Origin of the sequence: Sporosarcina sp. P17b, assembly GCF_002743115.1 — a bacterium.
Taxonomy (GTDB): Bacteria; Bacillota; Bacilli; order Bacillales_A; family Planococcaceae; genus Sporosarcina; species Sporosarcina ureae_C.
This window is the reverse complement of sequence record NZ_PDYP01000009.1, coordinates 25,221-47,447: the sequence shown is the minus strand read 5'-3', so window position 1 is coordinate 47,447 and position 22,227 is coordinate 25,221. Positions and strand designations below refer to the sequence as shown.

22 protein-coding genes are annotated in these 22,227 nt (G+C 43.3%); 4 read left to right on the top strand and 18 right to left on the bottom strand.

Features of this window, described 5'->3' with window-relative positions; translation table 11 throughout:
* Positions 1-15: 15 nt before the first annotated feature.
* The 10 genes from mltG to cymR form a co-directional block, all read right to left on the bottom strand.
* On the bottom strand, positions 16-1,137 hold the full coding sequence (gene mltG, locus CSV76_RS11410) for an endolytic transglycosylase MltG (protein ID WP_099625701.1): 1,122 nt from the start codon (positions 1,135-1,137) through the stop codon (positions 16-18).
* Positions 1,138-1,258: 121 nt separating this feature from the next.
* The gene (locus CSV76_RS11405) at positions 1,259-1,549 is read right to left on the bottom strand and encodes a DUF1292 domain-containing protein (RefSeq protein WP_085428885.1); all 291 of its coding nucleotides are present in this window, start codon (positions 1,547-1,549) and stop codon (positions 1,259-1,261) included.
* Positions 1,550-1,562: 13 nt separating this feature from the next.
* Complete coding sequence (gene ruvX, locus CSV76_RS11400) at positions 1,563-1,982, bottom strand: Holliday junction resolvase RuvX (protein ID WP_099625665.1); 420 nt, start codon at positions 1,980-1,982, stop codon at positions 1,563-1,565.
* Positions 1,979-2,251 (bottom strand): IreB family regulatory phosphoprotein, encoded by a 273-nt coding sequence (locus CSV76_RS11395; protein WP_085428883.1) that lies wholly within the window; start codon positions 2,249-2,251, stop codon positions 1,979-1,981. The genes ruvX and CSV76_RS11395 overlap by 4 nt, the downstream gene beginning before the upstream one ends.
* 128 nt (positions 2,252-2,379) lie before the next feature.
* Positions 2,380-5,013, bottom strand: a complete 2,634-nt coding sequence (alaS, locus tag CSV76_RS11390; protein ID WP_099625664.1) for an alanine--tRNA ligase — start codon at positions 5,011-5,013, stop codon at positions 2,380-2,382.
* Positions 5,014-5,301: 288 nt separating this feature from the next.
* Complete coding sequence (recD2, locus tag CSV76_RS11385) at positions 5,302-7,728, bottom strand: SF1B family DNA helicase RecD2 (RefSeq protein WP_099625663.1); 2,427 nt, start codon at positions 7,726-7,728, stop codon at positions 5,302-5,304.
* Positions 7,729-7,759: 31 nt separating this feature from the next.
* Positions 7,760-8,425: a tetratricopeptide repeat protein gene (locus tag CSV76_RS11380; protein WP_085428880.1), complete on the bottom strand. Its 666-nt coding sequence runs from the start codon at positions 8,423-8,425 to the stop codon at positions 7,760-7,762.
* A gap of 12 nt (positions 8,426-8,437) precedes the next feature.
* Complete coding sequence (mnmA, locus tag CSV76_RS11375; protein ID WP_085428879.1) at positions 8,438-9,556, bottom strand: tRNA 2-thiouridine(34) synthase MnmA; 1,119 nt, start codon at positions 9,554-9,556, stop codon at positions 8,438-8,440.
* Positions 9,557-9,577: 21 nt separating this feature from the next.
* Entirely contained in the window at positions 9,578-10,726 is a 1,149-nt protein-coding gene (locus CSV76_RS11370; protein ID WP_099625662.1) for a cysteine desulfurase family protein, read from the bottom strand.
* 12 nt (positions 10,727-10,738) lie between these two features.
* Entirely contained in the window at positions 10,739-11,158 is a 420-nt protein-coding gene (gene cymR / locus CSV76_RS11365) for a cysteine metabolism transcriptional regulator CymR (protein WP_085428877.1), read from the bottom strand.
* Positions 11,159-11,284: 126 nt separating this feature from the next.
* Between cymR and CSV76_RS11360 the strand changes: the two genes are divergently transcribed.
* On the top strand, positions 11,285-12,580 hold the full coding sequence (locus tag CSV76_RS11360; protein ID WP_099625661.1) for a replication-associated recombination protein A: 1,296 nt from the start codon (positions 11,285-11,287) through the stop codon (positions 12,578-12,580).
* A 65-nt stretch (positions 12,581-12,645) separates the two neighbouring features.
* On the opposite strand, the gene CSV76_RS11355 is transcribed toward CSV76_RS11360, so the two are convergent.
* From CSV76_RS11355 to nadC, 6 genes are all read right to left on the bottom strand, one after another.
* Entirely contained in the window at positions 12,646-13,446 is an 801-nt protein-coding gene (locus CSV76_RS11355; protein ID WP_099625660.1) for a DUF6612 family protein, read from the bottom strand.
* 90 nt (positions 13,447-13,536) lie between these two features.
* The gene (locus CSV76_RS11350) at positions 13,537-14,616 is read right to left on the bottom strand and encodes a branched-chain amino acid aminotransferase (RefSeq protein ID WP_085428874.1); all 1,080 of its coding nucleotides are present in this window, start codon (positions 14,614-14,616) and stop codon (positions 13,537-13,539) included.
* A gap of 19 nt (positions 14,617-14,635) precedes the next feature.
* On the bottom strand, positions 14,636-15,880 hold the full coding sequence (locus CSV76_RS11345) for a glutamate-5-semialdehyde dehydrogenase (protein WP_085429119.1): 1,245 nt from the start codon (positions 15,878-15,880) through the stop codon (positions 14,636-14,638).
* Between the two features lie 19 nt (positions 15,881-15,899).
* Positions 15,900-16,991 carry a glutamate 5-kinase gene (gene proB, locus CSV76_RS11340; RefSeq protein ID WP_085428873.1) on the bottom strand — a complete coding sequence of 364 codons (1,092 nt, stop codon included), beginning with the start codon at positions 16,989-16,991 and terminating at the stop codon, positions 15,900-15,902.
* Positions 16,992-17,324: 333 nt separating this feature from the next.
* Positions 17,325-18,434: a quinolinate synthase NadA gene (nadA, locus tag CSV76_RS11335; RefSeq protein ID WP_099625659.1), complete on the bottom strand. Its 1,110-nt coding sequence runs from the start codon at positions 18,432-18,434 to the stop codon at positions 17,325-17,327.
* Between the two features lie 5 nt (positions 18,435-18,439).
* Entirely contained in the window at positions 18,440-19,288 is an 849-nt protein-coding gene (gene nadC / locus CSV76_RS11330; RefSeq protein WP_099625658.1) for a carboxylating nicotinate-nucleotide diphosphorylase, read from the bottom strand.
* A gap of 109 nt (positions 19,289-19,397) precedes the next feature.
* Here nadC and CSV76_RS17720 point away from each other — a divergent pair, with 109 nt between their 5' ends.
* Genes CSV76_RS17720 through CSV76_RS11320 form a run of 3 tightly spaced genes read left to right on the top strand, consistent with a single transcriptional unit; the run spans position 19,398 to position 21,106 of the window.
* A complete protein-coding gene (locus CSV76_RS17720) occupies positions 19,398-19,724 on the top strand; it encodes an aminotransferase class V-fold PLP-dependent enzyme (RefSeq protein WP_233204465.1) in 327 nt (108 codons plus the stop codon).
* On the top strand, positions 19,645-20,550 hold the full coding sequence (locus CSV76_RS11325; protein WP_369823329.1) for an IscS subfamily cysteine desulfurase: 906 nt from the start codon (positions 19,645-19,647) through the stop codon (positions 20,548-20,550). Before CSV76_RS17720 ends, CSV76_RS11325 begins: the two co-directional genes overlap by 80 nt.
* Before the next feature lie 16 nt (positions 20,551-20,566).
* Complete coding sequence (locus tag CSV76_RS11320; protein ID WP_099625657.1) at positions 20,567-21,106, top strand: transcription repressor NadR; 540 nt, start codon at positions 20,567-20,569, stop codon at positions 21,104-21,106.
* A 13-nt stretch (positions 21,107-21,119) separates the two neighbouring features.
* Here the strand turns inward: CSV76_RS11320 and CSV76_RS11315 are convergent, their stop codons facing one another.
* Together CSV76_RS11315 and CSV76_RS11310 are read right to left on the bottom strand one after the other, a co-directional pair.
* Positions 21,120-21,812 (bottom strand): LrgB family protein, encoded by a 693-nt coding sequence (locus CSV76_RS11315; RefSeq protein ID WP_099625656.1) that lies wholly within the window; start codon positions 21,810-21,812, stop codon positions 21,120-21,122.
* A complete protein-coding gene (locus CSV76_RS11310) occupies positions 21,809-22,186 on the bottom strand; it encodes a CidA/LrgA family holin-like protein (RefSeq protein ID WP_085428867.1) in 378 nt (125 codons plus the stop codon). Before CSV76_RS11310 ends, CSV76_RS11315 begins: the two co-directional genes overlap by 4 nt.
* Positions 22,187-22,227: the final 41 nt, after the last annotated feature.

The window sequence follows — 22,227 nt, the reverse complement described above, 5'->3', positions numbered from 1 at the left end:
CCCCTTTACAACGTATTATTTATACTGGCTATCAATAAATTCGGCTTTGTTTTTCAAGTGTTCTTCATACGTTTTGGCATAGTGATTGTTACCGTCTTTATCTGCTAGGAAGAATAGATATCCTGTTTTAGACGGTTCAACTGTCGCCTGTAAGGAAGCTGTTCCAGCATTTGCAATCGGGCCGGGCGGTAATCCTTTATTTTTATACGTATTATAGACATTGTCCACTTTTAGATCTTCGTTCATCACGCGGGCTTTGTGTTCGCCCAGTGCATATAGAACGGTTGGATCGGTCTGCAATGGCATACCTTGTGCAATGCGGTTATTGAAGATACTCGCAATCGTTTGACGATCCGTTTCGCCTGTTGCTTCTTTTTCCAACAATGAAGCAAATGTCAGCATTTTATGGACTGAACGACTTTTCTTCAGTTCTTCATCTTCTGGTGCCCAGTAGGCTTTATACGGAATGACGTTCTGTACAGTCGCATCTACCATCGTATCCACAACTTCTTTTACAGTCGGTTTTTCTTCATAGAATGGATAAGTAGCTGGGAATAAATAACCTTCTAGAGCATAGCGGATATTTTCATTTAGAATTTCATCCGTTATCACTTCTGGATACTTCGTCATATATTCTGCAATGACTTGTTCGTCCGTCACGTACTTCATAAACTGTTCTGAAGTAATTGTCGTCTTTTCACTCGTTTTTTCTGCAATTTGATCAAGTGTTAAACCTTCCGGAATCACAAGCGTAAATGCTGGCGTTCGGTAGACTACACCTGTTTTTAGACTCTCGATTAATTCATCAGGCGTCATCGACTGTGACAAGCCATATGTTCCTGCTTGGAAATCTGCTTCGTTATTTACTTTTGCGTAGTATTTAAAGATCCGTGCACTTTTAATAATACCCGACTTTTCCAGTTTTTCAGAAATTGTATCCAAACCTGAACCTATTGGAATTTCTACTTCTATTACTTTTTCCGAATACGGATCAACGGGTTGCAACGCGCCTTTTATGTATGTATAGACTGAAAAGCCTCCTACTATCCCTACAACCAATACAATCGCAACAATCCAAAGTACTATTTTTCTAACGGTTCTCACTTCTTCCTTTTGCTCCAACATTCGTTCAAACATGACATCTTTTTTTCTTTGGGGCTCTTTTTCCACAAGCCTCACCTCTTCTTCCGCTATGGATCAATTAACTAAAAAAGACGGAACGGTCAGCACCATTCCGCCCGTCACATACTATTATCGTTTACTCGTCTTCTTCTTCAAGGAATGTGTTCAAAACTTCTTCGATCATATCCCATTCTTCATCGGACTCAATTTCAAGAAGTGAACCACCATCTTGTCCTTCTTCAGTCGGAATGAATGCGGACGCGTGGATTTCAACTTCCTCGTCATCGTCTCTCTCTTCGCCGTCTAAAATATGATACAGGACGTATGATCTTTCATATTCTTTTGAATCAAATGTTAAAATTACTTCACATACGTGCTCTTCGCCGTTCTCATCTACGATTGTCATGTTCTCTTGTCCGTGTTCCATTGTGTAATCACCTCTAAATTTTTTGTGAATCTAAATATCCTTGCAAAATCATAACTGCTGCCATTTTGTCTATGACTTCTTTACGTTTTTTTCGACTCACATCGGCATCGATTAAAACGCGTTCTGCAGCCATAGTCGTTAATCTTTCATCCCATAATACAACAGGTAAACCGAACTTTTCTCGCAATTTCTCTGCGTACTGTTCGGAAGCTTCGCCGCGGGGCCCAATGGTATTATTCATATTCTTCGGGTACCCGACGACAAATTTTGTCACTTCGTATTCTTCTATTAGCTGTTTGACTCGTTTCATCCCGAAAGAACCTACCGCCTCATCAATTTTGATCGTTTCGATTCCTTGGGCTGTCCAACCGAGACTGTCACTTATCGCAATGCCGACTGTTTTTGAGCCGACATCCAATCCCATAGTTCTCATTCGGATTTGCCTCTATTCTCCCGAATGTAGAACTTGACTAATTCTTCTAGAATTTCATCTCGTTCCAGTTTCCGAATCAGACTACGAGCGTCTTCGTGGCGTGGAATATAGGCTGGATCTCCAGATAGTAAATAGCCGACCATCTGATTAATCGGGTTGTACCCTTTTTCTTCTAATGATTTGTAAACGTGGAGCATGACTGATTTGACTTCTTCCTCCATTGACTCCTCAGGAAAGTTGAACTTCATCGTTTCATCTGATGAACTCATACTCGACACCCCGCTTTCCGATTTCCATTTATGTGTATAACGAATTAACTTCTTACTATAAAAAGGTCGTATAGATTAAACATCGTACATCTTATCTATTTCCCTAACATAATCGCTCTACATAATGGTTAAACAGATTTTACATAATCATACACGGATTGAAGCGCATCATCAAGTTTTGACGCATCTTTTGCTCCAGCCATTGCCATGTCTGGGCGACCGCCACCTTTTCCGCCACAGAGAGATGCAACATGGTTGACGATTTTTCCTGCGTGGTAGTTGCTACCTTTTAAATCATCGGTAACTCCCGCTGCCAGCATGACTTTCCCATCCGTTACTGTACCAAGTACAATGACGCCTTTGGAAGTTTTTTGTTTCATTTCATCGATTAATTGACGTAAACCGTTGTTGTCTTTCACTTCTACATTTGCAGAAATAACTGTGACGTCTTCGATTTGCTGAGCTGTTTCCATAACGCTTGCCAATTGACTGTTGCCCATCTTCGCTTGCAGTGATTCGTTTTCTCGCTGAAGTTCTTTAAAGTCTGCTAGAATCGATTCAACTTTTGTGACGACCGTTTTTGGAGTTGCTTTAGCCGTTGTTGCTACTTGATCGATGACCGCTTGATCTTCTTTGAATGAACGGAAAGCTTGTCCACCCGTAAATGCTTCAATGCGTCGAGTACCTGCACCGATTCCGCCTTCAGAAACGATTTTGAATACGTTAATATCGGACGTATTGCGAACGTGGCATCCTCCACATAGCTCGATTGAGTAATCTCCGACTTTGACGACGCGTACGATATCACCGTATTTCTCGCCGAACAATGCCATCGCACCCATTTCTTTCGCTTCAGCTATCGGTGATACCATTGTGTTGACTGGCGTACCTGCCCAAATTTGTTCATTGACTTGGAATTCGATGCGCTCTAGTTCTTCTTTTGTAACTTGTCCAAAATGGGAGAAGTCAAAGCGAAGACGATCCGGGCCAACATATGATCCTGCTTGATTGACGTGTTCACCAAGGACATCTTTTAACGCACGATGTAATAAGTGTGTAGCTGTATGATTCTTCACTGTCAGATTGCGGGAGAACTCGTCTACTTTAGCGACGACTGTTACTCCTTCATTCAATTCACCTGAACTGATAAAGACGGTGTGCAAGTTCTGTCCATTAGGGGCTTTTTTGACATCACGAACTTCTGCCGTGAACGACTCGTTTGAGATCGTGCCTTTATCCGCTACTTGACCGCCACTTTCTGCATAAAACGGTGTCTGATCCAAAATAATTTGTACCGTTTCACCTTCAGATGCATGTGCGATACGTTGACCGTCTTGCACAAGTACACTGACGATCGCATTCGTTTCTAGTTGACTATAGCCAATGAACTCACTTGCCTCATGCACTTCACCAAGCACGCCGGATTGAACATGCATGGAGTCAGACGTTGCACGCGCAGCACGTGCACGATTTCGTTGTGCAGCCATTTCTTCGTCAAACCCGATACGGTCAACTGCCACATTTTCTTCTAAAGCAAATTCCTCTGTTAGTTCAAACGGGAAGCCATATGTGTCATAAAGTTTGAACGCGTCGCTGCCTGAAACGATTGGCAAATCTGAAGCTTTTGCTTTTTCAATGATTGTCGTTAAGATCGCCATTCCGTCATGCAATGTTTCGTGGAAACGATCTTCTTCGTTTTTCACGACTTTCATAATGAATGCTTGTTTATCATGGACTTCTGGGTAGAAGTCTTTCATGATATCTCCGACAATCGGTACGAGCATGTACATGAATGGCTTATCGATGCCTAATTGTTTCGCGAAACGAACCGCTCTTCTCAATAGACGACGCAGCACATATCCGCGACCTTCATTGGACGGAAGTGCGCCGTCACCGATTGCGAAGGCTACGGTACGGATGTGATCTGAGATGACTTTAAACGCAATATCCGCTTGCGTCGTTTCACCATATTTTCTGCCTGATACATTTTCAACCGCTTCAATAATCGGTAAGAACAAATCTGTATCGAAGTTTGTAGGTACATCTTGAATTACGGATGCCATACGCTCGAGACCCATTCCTGTATCGATGTTTTTCTTTGGAAGCGGTGTATACGTGTGATCAGGATTATGATTGAACTCAGAGAATACTAAGTTCCAGATTTCTAAATAGCGTTCATTTTCTCCACCTGGATATAATTCTGGATCTGAGAAATCGTCACCGTAACTAGGTCCGCGATCATAGAAGATTTCAGAGTTCGGACCACTTGGGCCTTCGCCGATATCCCAGAAGTTTCCTTCAAGACGAATGATACGCTCTACTGGAATGCCAATTTGATCTTTCCAAATAGTGTATGCTTCTTCATCTTCTGGATGGATAGTTACAGATAAAAGTTCCGGATCAAAACCGATCCACTGTTCATTAGTCAGGAAGTCCCACGCACGGATGATAGCTTCTTCTTTGAAATAATCACCTATTGAAAAGTTGCCGAGCATTTCAAAGAACGTATGGTGGCGCGCTGTGTAGCCGACGTTTTCAATGTCGTTTGTACGAATCGATTTTTGCGCATTTGCAATCCGTGGGTTCTCAGGAATTACTCTTCCATCAAAATACTTTTTCAATGTTGCGACTCCACTGTTGATCCATAATAGTGATGCGTCATCAACTGGTACTAATGCAGCTGATGGTTCTACATTATGTCCGTGCTCTTTAAAATAGTCTAAAAACATTTGGCGGATTTCAGCTGCCGTAAGTTTCTTCATCGTTTTACTCCTCCTAAAATTAAAAAAACTCCCCCCCTTGTATAAAGGGGCGAAGGTTTCATTGATCGCGGTACCACCCTAATTACCGCATGAAGCGGTATCTCGAGTTGCCTTAACGCGGCAAGACGGCAGGGATTAGCCTGCAACTTCGGAATAGCGTTCGCCGTAGATCTGAGAGAGCCTTTTCAGCCAAGAAGCTCTTTTCTTTTGCACAGAATAAACAGGTACTTGTTCCTTCAACGTTTTTCATTATTTCTAAACGAATTATAGGAAAGTTCTCTCGCTTTGTCAATCAGTCACTTCAAGAAAGTCGAGTGGTGACACATTGTTCATACCTATGAGCGGATCAATTGCAGTAAAATTGTCCATCGTTAACTTCGCTTGTGACATATCTTGTGGTTCAGCCGTCACTTTTGCAGGTGCTGTATCGAGTGAGATTGTTTCCACGGTTTGTGTAGTCTGAACTTCTTGTGTTTCCCCAGTTATGCGTTCTTGAAGTGTCGTCTGTCGCTCGGTTTCGTCGGTGCGCGCAATGCCTGCTTTAAATTCTTCTGCTTCACCGCAAAGTATTAAGAAGTTCTTTGCACGCGTAATCCCTGTGTACAGCAGATTACGCCGTAACATTTTCCGCTGACTTCTGACGATCGGCATGACAACGATTGGAAATTCACTACCTTGGGATTTATGAATAGAACAACAATACGCAAGTGTCAGCTGATTCAAGTCGCTTCGCTCGTATTGCACTTCATTGCCGTCGTACGAAACGACCATGATCGCTTTTTTGTCAGTCGTTTCTTTCGCTAGCATGATCGCAACGACTTCTCCCATATCCCCATTGAAAACATTACTTTCCGGCTGATTGACGAGTTGCAGAACTTTATCCCCGACACGATACGTCGTTTCTCCGAAAACCATTTCTTTTCTTCCTTCGGCAGGTGGATTCGTGACTTCTTGTATCATCTTATTCAAACCATCTATGCCTGCTGGACCTTTGTACATCGGCGCTAGCACTTGAATATCTTTAATGGAATGCCCTTTGGATGTGGCGTTTTGAATGATTTGTTTAACTGCAGGCAAAATTTGATCACTCGACGCTTTAATAAACGACCGATCCGACGTCTTCTTTGTAACATCCATCGTCCATTCTTTTTGTTTGATCATATGGGCCATTTCGATGATGGTTGAGCCTTCACTTTGCCGGAAAATATCGGTCAGTTCAACGACCGGAATTTTTCCTGACTGCATGAAGTCATGCAACACTTGTCCAGGTCCTACAGAAGGTAGTTGATCCTGATCTCCAACGAATAATAACTGTGCATCGTTGCGGACAGCTTTTAACAGCTGATGCATGAGCCATGTATCGACCATGGACGTTTCGTCAATGATGATGAGATTGCCATCCACTTCTCGCTCCGTCTCTTCTTCGGCGTCCTGACCCGTAAATCCGAGTAGACGGTGGATCGTCATGGCAGGTAATCCGGTTGATTCGGACATCCGTTTCGCCGCGCGTCCGGTAGGGGCTGCTAAGATGATCGGAAACGGTTCTTTTTTACGTGCATACTCTTCAATGTCAAGTGAGATGCCATGCAGTTCTGCGTACGCCTCAACTAAACCTCTTATGACGGTCGTCTTACCTGTCCCGGGTCCACCTGTTAGCACGAGCAATGAAGAATGAAGGGCGCGTTCAATCGCTTCTACTTGCGTTTCGGCATACTGTACTTCCAAACGTTCCTCTATTTCACCAATAGCTTTTCGTATTTCAGAAGCGGGAAATTGTTCCGCGACTTCATTTTCGAGAATTTTATTGACTTTAGCGGCAATCCCAATTTCCGAAAAATAAAGAGAGGGTAAATAGAGTCGCTGCATTTCAGCAGACAGTGTGCCTTCTTCGACGAGTTCAATCACGGCTTGGGTGATCGATTCGTACGAGATAATATGTGCCTGACTCGATTCAAGTAGCTGCTTCGCTTGCGGCAAGATCACCTCTGACTCTACGTAGACATGTCCTGCTGTCTGTACTTCACTATGTACGCTGTAATAAACAGCTGCTTTAATACGCGCAGGATGATCTCCTACGAGCCCGAGTTGCTTCGCGAGATCATCTGCACGTTGAAAGCCGATCCCTTCAATTTCTTTAATTAAACGATATGGATTTTCCGTCAGAATCGTGATGGCATCATCTTGATACGCTTGGTATATACGCATAGCCACTTGCGGACCGAAGCCCCATTCATTGAGTTGCACCATAGTACGTTCAAGACCTAGATTCTCCTGCAAGACTGAAACGAGCGTATCTTTCCGTTCGTCACTCAAACGCGGAATCTGATCCAGTACACTGCGGTCTTCAAGGACTTTCTGGATGACGTTATTGCCGAGTGTCTTCACTATATCACTAGCTGTTTTCTTGCCGATTCCAGGAAATAAATCACCAGATAAGTACAGGATCAGACCCGCCTCTGTCGCAGGCAACTCTTTTGAGAATGTCTGCACGTCGAACTGCTGTCCATGTACTGGATGGTTAACGAGTCGTCCTGTGAATTTGTAATCTTCTTCCGCGACGAGAGGAGGGAAAGAGCCTTTGATCACTATTTCACTGTCGCGGTAATCAGTATTGGTGGAAGTGACTTTTAACTTGACGATGGAAAATAGATTCGTCGTATTATGGAAAATCGTCACGACCGGCCTACCGATTAAATATGGTGCTGTTTCACTCATCGAAGGGTTCCCTCCTTTTTCTACAAATATATTACTCGCCTTGTTCTCCAAGCTTGATCATATCGAATAAATAACGCGCTTGTGTATGGTCTGGTTCAGCAATGAAAGCTTGTTCCAAATGAGACAATGCAGTCGCTTTATCTTCCGTGGAAACTGCGTACAATACACCTAAATTATAGTGAGTATCCGCATGATCTGGTGTGACTGCTAAAATAGCTTCGAATACAGGCTTTGCTTCTTTAAACAACTCCAATTTCGCTAATAAAATCCCGTAGGACAATGCGATTTCTTGATCGTCTTGATTCAGCTCTACCGCACGCTGTAAGTACGGCAATGCTAAACGGTCATTACCTGCTTGCTCCATACTTTTACCGAGCATGAAATACGCATCGGCAGAGTCCAATCCTGTATTGATCGCTTTTTCATATAATTTTGCTGCCTCTTCAAAGCGTTCTTGATTGTAATATAGATTCGCCAGTCCATAAAAAGCCGTTCCTGCATTCTCGTCAAGCGTTAATGCTTTTTGGAAAAACGGTTCCGCCTGCTCAGCATCTCCAAGCGACGCAAAAATATTTCCGATATTAATATAGCCTGTAGGCTCTTCTGGATTTTCTTCTACCGCTTTCATGAAAAGCTCGATCGCTTTCTCATAATTGCCTTCTTGCATTTCTTTAATCGCATTTTGATGAATCGACATGCTATTGCCTCCTTATCCTACGTATGTCAGTTTCTTGCCGTCTTTAAATACTTCATTGATTGTTCCGCCACCTAGGCACTCATCACCGTCATACAGCACGACAGCTTGTCCTGGCGTGACTGCACGAACAGGCTCATCAAAAGTCACAATGGCTTCGTCACCAGACAACTGTACCGTTACTTTAGTGTCCGGTTGACGATAACGGAACTTAGCTGTACAAGTGAATGTCTCCGGTAATTCTTTCGGTGAACAAATATTCATATCCGTTGCTTGTAAGCTCGTTGAAAATAGTGTGTCGTGATAGAAGCCTTGTTCAACTAGCAACACATTGCGCTCCAAGTCTTTACCGACCGCAAACCAAGGTTCTCCAGCTCCGCCAATTCCCAGACCATGACGTTGTCCAATTGTGTGGTACATGAGTCCGTCATGCTTGCCCATCTTCACTCCGTCCATCGTCTGCATCTCGCCTGGACGTGCAGGTAAGTACTCCCCAAGGAATTCTTTGAAATTGCGCTCACCGATGAAACAGATTCCTGTTGAATCTTTTTTCTTCGCTGTTGCGAGCCCTGCTTGTTCTGCGATTTCACGGACTTCACTTTTCTCCATATGACCTAGAGGGAACATTACTTGCTGAAGTTGTTCCTGTGTCAATTGATTCAAGAAGTATGTTTGGTCTTTATTATTGTCTACACCACGGAGCATCGCTACACCGTTTTCGCGTTCTACGACTTGTGCATAATGTCCGGTCGCCAAATAATCGGCACCTAGACTTTTTGCGTGTTCGAGGAATGCTTTGAATTTGATTTCTTTATTACACATGACGTCTGGATTCGGTGTGCGACCTTTTTTATATTCATCCAAGAAATACGTAAATACTTTATCCCAATATTGCTTCTCAAAATTCACAGAGTAATACGGAATGCCGATCTGATCACAAACACTGCGTACGTCTTCAAAATCTTCTGTCGCGGTACAATGTCCGGATTCGTCGGTGTCATCCCAGTTTTTCATAAAGATTCCGATCACTTCATAGCCTTGCTGTTTTAAGAGTAATGCCGCAACCGAAGAGTCCACTCCGCCTGACATTCCAATGACTACACGTGTATCGGCAGGTGCTTTTTTCGTTGTCATATTGTTCATCCTTTACTGAATTCATTTCACTAGTCGTTTGACTACTTTTGAGATTCGATTGGCTGCTTCTTCTATAATAGATTCATCTAAGTCATAGCCGAAACTGATGCGGATCGAGTTTCTAGCTTTATCTGATTCCGTGCCAAACATAGCCATTACGACATGTGACGGTTCAAATGATCCTGCAGTACAAGCAGAACCACTTGATACGGCTACCCCTTCTAAATCCAAGCTCATCAAAAACGTCTCCACATCGGTACCCGGAAACGATACATGATAAATATGTGGTAAAGATTGTACTGCGTGGGGAATAGTCGGTTGGAAATCGATTTGATTTGTTTCAAAGACATCCGCCATTTTTTGTTTATACATAGAATACGTTGTTTGCTTTTCTAGTTTCGTTTGCTCAGCAATCGAGACTGCTTCTGCAAATGCAAGTATAGCTGGCACATTTTCAGTACCTGCGCGACGTTTTTTCTCTTGTGACCCACCGAGTACTTGACTCGACAACAACTTGCCATTTCGTTGATACAGGAAACCGATCCCTTTAGGTCCATTCACTTTATGAGCTGAAACTGATAAGAAATCGACTTGCAGTTCTTCGACGTCCAGTTGGCATGTACCGTAAGCTTGCACTGCGTCTGTGTGAAAAGCAGCCGGATGTGTAGAGAGCAACTCGCCGATTTCTGCAATCGGTTGAATCGTTCCTACTTCATTATTACCGAACATAACGGACACTAAAATGGTTTCATCTGTTAACGCATCTTGAACTTGTTGTGCTGTAATGACCCCATTACGGTCGGGTGATAGATACGTCACTTTATAGCCTTGTGACTCCAGTTGTTTACAAGGGTTTAATACCGCGTGATGTTCAATTTCTGTCGTAATAATATGTTTGCCGTCTGTATTCAACGACTGTACGTACCCAAAAATCGCCAAATTATCCGCTTCTGTACCTCCAGAAGTAATAATGATTTCATTCGGGGATGCATGGATTGAAGAAGCTAGCGTTTTACGTGCTTCTTCTAGCACTTTCTTTGCGTGTCGGCCAAATTGATGCGTACTTGAAGGATTACCATATGTATCATGTAGCGCAGTAGTAAATCTCTCCAATACAGCTGGATGCATCGGTGTCGTAGCGGCATAGTCTAAATATATAGCTGGTTTCATAACTAAACTCCTTTAAATATAGAACATGTATTCATCAGCAGTCGACGTATCTTCAAATTCAATTAAGTCTCTAATCGTCGTATGATCCAATACCCCTCGGATGGCGTCTCCGATTCGTTTCCATAGTTCGCGTTGCGGAATATCATCGTCATCGAGTCCTTCGACTAATTGGATTGGCCCTTCAAGCAAACGAATGACGTCCCCTGCCATAATCTCGGATGGATCTTTTGCGAGTTTATAGCCACCGTAGGCACCGCGAACACTTTTCACCATTCCGCTGTTGCGTAAAGGCGGGATCAGTTGTTCCAGATATGCTTCAGAGAGATTTTGTTCTTCTGCGATTTTACGCAAAGGCACAGGACCCTCTCCATATTTCCGTCCTAATTCTACTATTACTGTAAGTCCGTATCGTCCTTTAGTGGATATTTTCATTGGGCATCGTCCTTTACTAAAATTGCTGAAATCAGTATAGCATAATTGTATCACTGGTTCTTGCAAATGACTTCACTAATGTTTTACGGTATAATGAAAGAACAAACGTACGCTAGGAGGATGTACATGCATAATGAACCTTTGGCTTTTCGTATGCGGCCTGAGACGATTGATGAAGTGATCGGACAAGACCACGTCATCGGCAAAAATACTCCCTTATATCGGATGATCAAGAACGGGCATGTCCCTTCTCTTTTATTATATGGTGAACCAGGTATCGGAAAAACGTCGTTAGCCTACGCAATTGCGGGTACTTCGAAACTTCCTTTCATTGCGCTGAATGCGACTGTGGCTGGCAAGAAAGATGTAGAAGATGTAGTGAAAGAGGCACGAATGACAGGTAAAGTATTGTTATTCTTAGATGAAATTCATCGTTTCAATAAATTGCAACAAGATACACTGCTTCCTCACGTAGAAAGCGGTTCGATCGTCTTGATTGGTGCGACAACGGAAAACCCATTCCACGATGTCAATCCCGCTATTCGTTCGCGCTGCGGGGAAATCGTCCAATTGAAACGATTGCAGCCAAAAGATTTACTGGAATTACTCGAGCGCACGTTGAAAGACGAGAAAAAAGGACTCGGTAAGGAAACAATCGACATCACTACAGAACAACTGGAGAAAATCTCAGAAGGCGTGAATGGGGATGCACGAAAAGCTTTAACGTTTCTCGAATCATTACTTGCTGCTAGTGACGAAGAAGACGGCAAGATTATTATAGAAGATGCATTGCTCGCACAATTATTAACTAGAATTAGTTTACTAGGTGATAAAAAGGGATCGCATCACTTTAATTTATTATCCGCTTTACAAAAAAGTGTACGCGGAAGTGATGTCGATGCGGCGCTTTATTATTTGGCACAATTACTTGAAATCGGCGACTTGACTGCTGTTACTAGACGCATGCTCGTCATGAGTTATGAAGATATTGGATTGGCAGCGCCGGAAGTTGGGAGCCGAGTTCTCGCGGCTACAGATGCCGCACAGCGTCTCGGCATGCCTGAAGCACGCATTCCACTTGCAACAGCCATTATAGAGATGTGTTTAGCTTCGAAGTCAAACTCTGCTTATAAAGCGATCGATGCTGCCACGAAAACATTGCATGAAAAACCAACCGGTGAAATCCCCATGCATTTACGCGACACACACTACAGCGGATCTGCTGCACTCGGTCATGGTGGCTATGTTTATCCACACGCAACACCAGTTGGCACATTCGGTGGGTGGACAGACCAACAATACTTGCCTGACAGCTTAGTACATTCTAAGTTCTACACCCCTGTAGAAGCAGGTGACGAAACAAGAATGGCGGCCATTCACAAACGTCTTCAATCATTCAAGGGAAAAAAGAATCCACGTTAGGGATATAGCTCGAAACGACAAAAATCCACGCCAACCTGTAGTAGGTCAGCGTGGATTTTTTTATCTTACTCGAACATAGCTGCATCTTTCGGTGTGGAAATCGCATCGATATCATTAAAATAACTATACTTTGCATCGAGTTTTTGTTTATAACGGATATAATCTCGCTCGAAATAACTCGTGACATTTGCTGACATCTTCATCCCTGTGACAAACATCGTCTTTTCATTAACCGTTAGCTCCACGTCGAGCTTCTCCACCACAGGAAACCCTCCATGCGTATGGACAAATTTCTCAGGTTGTGGACTATTCACGGATACGATTTCCATCAACTGACGATAATCAGCAGGCGATAAAGAAAACTGTATAGCATAGCCGTAATCAATCTCTTCTAGTTCTGCGTCATGCAGGAACGGTTCTAATAGCGAGAAGTCCATTACTGGAGAGACGAACGGCACCCACACACCGAGCAATTCTGCACGCTGCGCTTCTGTTAACTCTAGCCATTCGCTTTTCTCTTCTTCAAATGTCTCTTGCATAGCCAATTGAGTACCTTGGCGGAATAATTGAATGTTTTTCGCGCCTTGTTTTGGAATTTTCCAGACGACTTCCTCTGAACTCTTCAGTGGATTCTGTTCAATATCCGCCTGTATTTGTACATTTTTGCTTGTACGTTTTGCAGGATCGGATGTGACGCTACTTTCATCATACGCGATATTGGCATGAACTGATTGCAACTCTTCCATCGCTTGTTCTGCTTTCTTCATTAAATCTTCCGCACTCGACGGGGCAGAAGACGTTTTTCCGCATCCTGTCACTGTAAATAGCAGTACTGCCAGGAATAGAACGATCAAACTTTTGTTCATCAGGAAACTCCCCTTCAATCAAAACTATTAACAGTGTACTTCACAGCAACGCAGTTGTCACGGACCATTCCACCTTATTTGTGAGGAAACTTAGTCTACTGGCACGACCCAGTTAAACGGATCTTCCACTTTGCCTGTCTGAATGCCTGTAATCGTCTCGTACAACTTCAATGAAAGCTCACCGATTTCATTATGATTGATCTCGCATTTTTCACCTTCAAAGAACAGTTCACCTATTGGAGAAATAACAGCGGCCGTTCCTGTACCGAATGCTTCTTCCAATGTGCCTGCTCGATTAGCTTCCATAATTTCCTCGATCGACACTTTGCGTTCTGTTACTGGGATATCCCAATCTATCAATAATTCGATAACTGACTTACGCGTAATACCTTCTAAAATACTACCGTTCAGGCTTGGTGTAATGATTTCGCCATCGATCTTGAAGAATACGTTCATCGCTCCTACTTCTTCGATATAGCGATGTTCTTTCGCATCTAGCCATAGCACTTGCGAATATCCTTCCGCTTCTGCCACTTCCTGCGCTTTCATCGCGCCCGCATAGTTACCAGCCGTTTTCGCAGAGCCTGTACCACCAACTGCCGCACGAACATACTGTGACTCCACTGCAATTTTAACAGGATTGACTCCTTCTTTATAATACGGTCCTACTGGAGATAAAATGATCATAAGACGATACGTTTTAGAAGGGGCTACTCCTAAATACGGCTGTGTCGCGAAAATGAATGGTCGCACATAAAGTGATGTTCCTGGTCTGTCCGGAATCCAGTCTTTATCAAGAGAAATTAACTCTTTCAGTGCACTTAACACAAATTTCTCGTCGAACATCGGCATGCATAATCTATCATTTGAACGGTTCAGACGTTTCATGTTTTCCTCTGGACGGAATAAAACTACTTCTTTGTCTTCATTCAAATAGGCTTTTAATCCTTCGAAAACAGTTTGTCCATAATGCAAGACGATAGCGGCTGGGTCCAGTAGAAACGGCTTGTACGGCTCAATACGTGGATCATGCCATCCCGTTCCATCTGTATAATCCATCACAAACATATGATCAGTAAAAATTGTTCCGAAAGCAAGTGGATCATCTGCTGCCGGCTTGTCTTTTGGTGCGGTCGTTTCATAGTGTAAAATGTTTTTTTCAGTTGACATAAATAAACCCTCCTACATATTATCTAATTTGTCCGGTCCCTCGAATCACAAATTTGGAAGAAGTCAACGCTTCTAATCCCATCGGTCCTCTTGCATGAAGTTTTTGTGTACTTATACCGATTTCTGCACCATAACCGAACTCAAAACCATCCGTAAAGCGAGTGGAGGCATTCACATAAACAGCTGCCGCATCTACGCTATTCAAAAACTGCTCGGCATGTGCATCCGTTTGTGTAATAATGCACTCCGAATGCTTCGTGCTATATGTGGCAATATGATCAAGTGCTTGCTGTACATTTTCCACGCTCTTGACGCGTACTGTCAAGTCCAAGTATTCACTTGACCAATCATTTTGTTCAACCGCTTCGATAGTTGAGTCAAATGCCTGTAGCTGATCGTCACCTTGTATTTGAACATCTTGGTCCTGTAATGCTTTGATCAAACTCTTCCCATGTTGCGTCAACCAGTTGGAATCAATCAAAACCGTTTCGATCGCGTTACAAACCGAAGGACGTTGCGTCTTGGCATTAACGACTATATCGATGGCCATTTTCTCGTCAGCGGATTCGTCAATAAATACATGGCAATTCCCGGCACCCGTTTCGATTACGGGTACTGTAGATTCTCGAATGACAGTCTGAATCAATTTGGCACCGCCACGAGGGATCAAAACATCTAAATAGTCATTGAGTGTGAACAATTCTTTCGCCGTTTCTCGGCTTGTATCTTCAATTAATTGAACAGAATCCACTGGCAATAAACTTTTTTCAAGCCCGCGTTGAATGACACGCCATAGTGCTAAATTGGAATGTTTAGCAGAAGAGCTTCCGCGCAAGACGACCGCGTTTCCTGTTTTTAATGCTAGGGATGCCGCATCAATCGTCACATTCGGACGCGCTTCATATATCATGGCGATGACACCGATTGGCACGCGCTTCTTGACAATATGTAAGCCGTTTTCCTTTTGGATTTCTTCCAGTGTTTCCCCAATCGGATCTTTAAGATCAACTAATAGACGAACACCTTCCGCCATAGCTTCAATGCGCTCAGGCGTCAATAAAATACGGTCAAGAACTGCTGATTCGATTCCTTTTTCGCGGCCTTCTTCAATATCTTTTTTATTCTCAGCGAGTAATTGATCTTGTTCTTGCAATAGTTGATCGGCAATCAATTGCAATGCCTGATTTTTCTCTTCAGTCGTGGCCACGTTCAATAAAACACTTGCTTCTTTTGCAGCTTTTCCTTTATTTCTAATCTCACTCATCATCTATTCTCCCCTTTGATTACACTTGTACCCAGCGGTCACGGTGAATGACTTCTAGCATAGGCTTGAATTCTTCCAGTTGATCTTTATTGGAAATCGTTTGTTTTAGTTGTTCAGACGAATACGTGACTTCCCCTTTACCGATTAAACCATTTAAACCGAACACTTCTACTACTTGGCCAATCTCAAAGTCACCTTGCACTTTAAAGACACCTGCTGGTAATAAACTGCGCCCATTATGCACAATTGCTTCTTCGGCGCCTTGATCGACGTATAGACGTCCAGTAGATTCGGAATGAAGGGCAATCCATTGGCGGTTTGTATTGATCGTGTTGGCAACGGGGCTAGAAATATATGTGCCGTCTCCATGACCTTTTAAAATATCCAGCAATTTTGATGGACCATGTCCTGTTCCGATGAAAAGCGGCACGCCTAATGTGTGAGCCGTTCTTGCAGCTAGTAGCTTCGAACGCATACCACCCGTACCGACTTTCGAGCCTGTATCATCCGCCCCACCGAGCAATTCATCTGAAATTTCATCCAACTTAGTCAATCGTACAGCGTCTGGGTCTGTTCGCGGATTGCTTGTGTAGATCCCGTTGACATCGGTTAAAATAATCAATTGGTCCGCATGTAGGAAACCACTGACTAATGCAGATAACATATCATTATCACCAAACGTCAATTCATCGATGGATACGGTATCATTTTCATTAATGATCGGCATAATACCGCGATCAAGCAATTCAGACATTGCTGCAAATGCATTGCGGTATCGATCACGATCCGCGAAGTCATGGCGCGTCAATAAAATCTGTGCCGGTATGACTTTATGTGCACTAAACCTTTCAATATAGGACTGAATTAATAAGCTCTGACCTACTGCCGCAGCAGCTTGTTTACCTTTAATCGTCTGTGGACGGGAGGAATAGCCGAGACGCGCAAAACCTGCCGCCACCGCTCCTGACGAGACAACAATGACTTCATGCCCGATGTTTTTCAACATCGCCAACGCATCGACATGATCATTGAATTTCACCTGATCGATTTCTCCATGATCATTTGTTAACGAACTGCTACCGATTTTCACAACGATTCGTTGTCTTTTCATATGGATTCGCCTACCATTTCTACATATCATCTACTTTTATACAATAAAAAAGCCCAATCGTCCCGATATAATCAGGACGAAAGGACGTAACTTCCGCGGTGCCACCATCATTGGATTCATTTTCACGAATCCCGCTTTCCTTCTAACGCCAAGGTGCGCGCCTGTATTTTCACAGGACTCAAAAGGCAGGTTCGACAAGGCATTGCGACGGAAACTTCCAGCCGATGGATTCCGCTCTCTAACACATGCTATTTATCTACTGGTCCTTCTTCAACGTTCCATATCATTTCCCCAATCATACAATATTCAGAGTAATTGTCAAGCACTGCTACGTTACTTTCGCTGTAGCATACGGTCTAGCGCATCTATCGCATCTGCAGATGTCGTTGCATCCACTTTGATGATGTTTTGTTCTTTACCTTCCACAATACTTTCAAGACTCCATAATAAATGCGGTAGATCGATACGGTTCATTGTCAAACAAGGACACATTAACGGATTTAATGAAATGATATCTTGATCAGGATGATTTTCTATCAACCGGTTGACTAAATTCATTTCCGTGCCGATCGCCCATTTCGTTCCAGGAGCCGCGGCTTGAATTTGATCAATGATATACTTTGTGGAACCGTCGTCATCGGACTTCATTACGACTTCATGTGAACACTCGGGATGAACGATAATTCGGCGCCCGGGATCATTTTCACGTAACTGACGAATATTTTCTACCGTGAAGTTTTCATGAACGGAGCAATGTCCTTTCCATAAAATCACTTGACACTCTTCGTCTTCACCAGCGTATTCTAGTGTATCTGTAATGGGATTCCAGACCGCCATATGATCGAGTGGCACGCCAAGTCCGTATGCAGTGTTACGCCCTAGATGTTGGTCAGGTAAAAATAGTATCCGCTTTTTCTGAGTGAAAGCCCATTGGACGATTTCTTTGGCGTTTGACGAAGTCACCGTCGCACCACCATGACGACCGACGAACGCTTTGATCGCTGCCGTCGAATTTACGTATGTCAATGGAAGAATCGTATCTCCAAAACGCCTTTGCAAGTCTGTCCATGCTCTTTCCGTCTGGTAAATGTCTGCCATGTCTGCCATTGAACAACCCGCACGCATATCGGGTAAATAGACGTGTTGATTTTCCGTCGTTAAAATATCTGCAGTTTCTGCCATGAAGTGTACCCCACAAAACACAATATGTTCTGCTTCCTCGTTCGCTGCGCAAATTTGTGCTAATTGTAAAGAATCTCCCGTCGCATCCGCAAATTGAATCACTTCATTTTTCTGGTAGTGGTGGCCAGGGATAAATAATTTAGTTCCTAACATCTGCTTAATCGAGCGAATTTTTTCTTCCATTTCAGTCACTGTGTAGTGTTTATACCGTTCAGGCAACATAGCATTTGCTTGTTCTTTTACAAGATCCATCATCGACATATTCTTCAGTCCTCCTGTGGTGTAAGTTGTATAGTTGCGCTAATATCCGCCGCAATAACGGAATGCGTCAGCGCGCCAACCGATATGTAATCAATTCCTGTCTTGCCGTAAGAAGCAATCGTTTCTTCTGTAATCATGCCTGAAGCTTCGGTTACGATATGTGGAGGTACGAGTGGTAACCAGTCCGTAATTTCTTTCGGTGTGCGGTTATCAAACATAATAATATCCACATTGGCTTCAATAGCTTCTTGTAGCTGTGCTAGCGATTCTATTTCTACTTCTATTTTCACCGTATGACCTAACTGTGATCTAAGTAGTTGCACGGCTTGTGTAATAGAACCTGCGTATGCCAAGTGATTATCTTTTAGCATCACTGCGTCGTATAAGCCGTTGCGATGATTAAATCCGCCACCGGTTCGAACTGCATATTTATCTAGCATACGAAGTCCAGGAGCAGTTTTTCGCGTATCACAAACTCTTGTGTTTGTTCCGGACAATAATGCAGTTAGATCCGCAGTTTTCGTTGCAATCGCGCTCATTCGCTGGATGCAATTTAGTACTACGCGCTCCGCCGTCAATAGACTTCTAACCGGTCCTCTAACACGAGCAAGTATTTGCTTCTCTTCCATTCTTTCACCGTCTTGTAGGAGGCACGTCACTTTAATAGAAGGATTCATGAGTTGAAAACCTGTTGTCATGATATCGGAACCGCAAAATATGCCTGGCGTTTTGGCGATAATTTGCATTTCACCCATTACATCAGCTGGAAATAATGTATTTGCGGATAGATCCCCATCCCCTACGTCCTCTATGAAAAACTGCTCTAACATGGATCTCAATTTGATTGTATTCATCTGTGTTTCTTACCACCTTTATTTATTCTGGGTGTCTTTACATCTATCTTTACATACACGCGGATATATGACAAGATGAATATATTATTTATTGCAGGAGGTCTTTTCTTTGCATTACTTTGATTACGCTGCAACTACCCCTCTTCGTGAGGAAGCCGCTTCGGTATTCGTGTCTGTCTCACAGCAACATTTCGGCAACACGACGAGTCTCCATGACGCAGGAGGTGCTGCGCAAAACATATTAGCATACAGCAGAAACAATTTATCGAAAATGCTCGGTGTCCGTCCTGAAGGATTGTATTTCACTTCAGGTGGAACAGAAAGTAACTCTCTCGCTTTATTATCGCTAGCACAGTCTGCCAAGAAAAAAAGGTCAACATATCATTCTTTCAGCGGCAGAACATCCTTCCCTTCATTCAGCAGCAGCCTATCTTGAAGGACAAGGCTTTCGAATTTCACTCATACCTTTCACAGCCAATGGCATAGTCGATCTACATGCACTTGAAGAAGCGATTACTGAAGACACGACTGTAGTATCCATTCAGCATTGCAACCCGGAAATCGGCACTATTCAACCTATTCATGCGATATCTGAACTAGTGAAGCCTAAAGGAATTTATTTGCATAGTGACTGTGTCCAATCTTTTGGCAAGCTATCCATACGCGACATCAGTCCAATCGTAGATAGCTTGTCGATTTCTAGCCATAAAGTGTACGGACCAAAAGGTGTCGGTGCCGTGTATATTGATCCACGCATTCGCGTCGTTCCTCTATTTCCAGGCGCTACACAAGAGAAGGGTTTTCGGGGAGGAACAGTGAATGTGCCAGGCATCGCTTCATTCGTAACAGCAGCCGAACTGGCAGATCCGAGTGAAGTAGATTACGTGGAATTGCGCTCTGTTTTTCTTAATAAATTGAATGAACATAAAGAGCTATTTACTATTTACGGTAGCCAGCAACAATCGGAACAGCTTCCACAAATCGTCGGACTATGCGTCAAACACTCGGAAGGACAGCTCATTATGTTAGAATTAAATAGAAGAGGATTTGCAGTGTCGACAGGTAGCGCATGCCAAGTAGGTCAACAACAATCTTCCACGACGATGAGTGCGATGAAGATACCTGCACATTTGGCGAAAGGGCTCGTTCGAGTTTCATTTGGAAAGACATCGACTAGTGAAAATGTTACGGAGCTAGCAAACGTATTGCTTGAGGTCGCCGTTTCAACTCAAACTAAAGGCATTCTCTTAGATATTATATAGATAGCAGGTGAGAACTTTGCGACATAAATCAAAAGTGTTAGGTGAACAGCGTCGTGATTTAATACTACGGACGCTACAAGAAGCAAATCATCCTGTAACAGGTGGAGAGCTCGGAGATTTGACGAATGTCAGCAGACAAGTCATCGTCAGTGATATTAATCTTTTAAAAGCAAAAAACGAACCTATTATGGCAACGAATCAAGGGTATTTATACACTCGGGCAAACGAAAGGGTGCGTGCTATTGAAAAAATCATTGTCTGTAAACACGCTCCTGAACAAACCGCAGAGGAGCTAAACATTTTAGTCGATCATGGCGTGACGGTGAAAGACGTCCGTGTAGAACACCCTGTGTACGGCGATGTACGTGCATCGATCATGGTGTCCAACAGGCAAGAAGTAAAAGCGTTTATAGAACAGATCGAGCAAGCGCAAGCCCCTTATTTATTAAATTTAGACGATAGTGGGATTCACTTGCATGCTATTTCTGCTCCTAAACAAGAACAATTACATGATGCAGAAGAAGCATTAAAAAAAGCGGGATTCCTAGTTGAATAGGAATCTCGCTTTTCTATGGAAATAACCAAATACCGAATAACGGACCAGCTAGCGCACCGATAATCGCAGATAGTGTCATCGCTACCGAACTCATAGAAGCTGTTTGTTCTCCGTATTCGAGCGCTTTAGAAGTTCCGATCGCATGCGCCCCCACTCCAAGACCAATGCCCTGGCCAATCGCTGTATCAATCTTGAACCAGCGATTGATCCATGGACCCATGAGGATTCCAGCGAGTCCGGCGATAATGACCAATACCGTCGCTAGCGAAGGAATGCCACCAAGCTCTTCTGCTATTTGCATGGCAATGGGAGAAGTAATGGACTTCGGTAAGATGCTCGCTAACAGATCATTCGAAAATCCAACAAGTCGCGCTGCTAAGACACCAGTCAACATCCCGACAATTCCTCCCACGACAACGCCACCGAAGATCGGCAACAGGTTTTTCTTAATGATATCCCGTTGCTTATAAAGAGGAATACAAAGTGAGACAATGGCGGGACCTAGCAATGCATCGATCCACTTCCCCCCTACCATATACGTTTCGTAGGAAACATTGAATAACGATAACACGACGATAACTGCAATAGTCGTTGTTAGAATAGGTACTAGAAATGGCGAACGCAGCCTAACGTATACAGCGTTCATCAAAAAGTACAGCATAACTGTCAACATTATCATCGTGAAGGCAAGTGCTAGTGTATTCATGAAAGAGTCCCCTCCTCTTTCACTTGACGCTTGGCCATAGATTGGCTAACTAAACTAGCGACGACCATCGTGATGAATGTACTGCCGATTGTGATAACGATCAGTAAGCTACCTTTGCCGGCGAACACATGGCCATAATCCATGACACCAACCGTAGCCGGAATCAGATAAAGCGGCAAAGTCGATAGAAATACATACGCCCCTTTTTCTACCCAGCGAAGCGGGACGACTTTGATCGATAACAACGCCCACAACAACAGCAAACCAATAATGCTTCCTGGCAAAGGAATAGATAATTTCGCACGTAAAAACTCTCCTGCTAGAAATAGTATGTATAAAAATCCTACTTGCAAAAGTGCGATGACAATTTTCACTTCAACACTTCCTTACATAATTCTTATAAATAAAATGAATA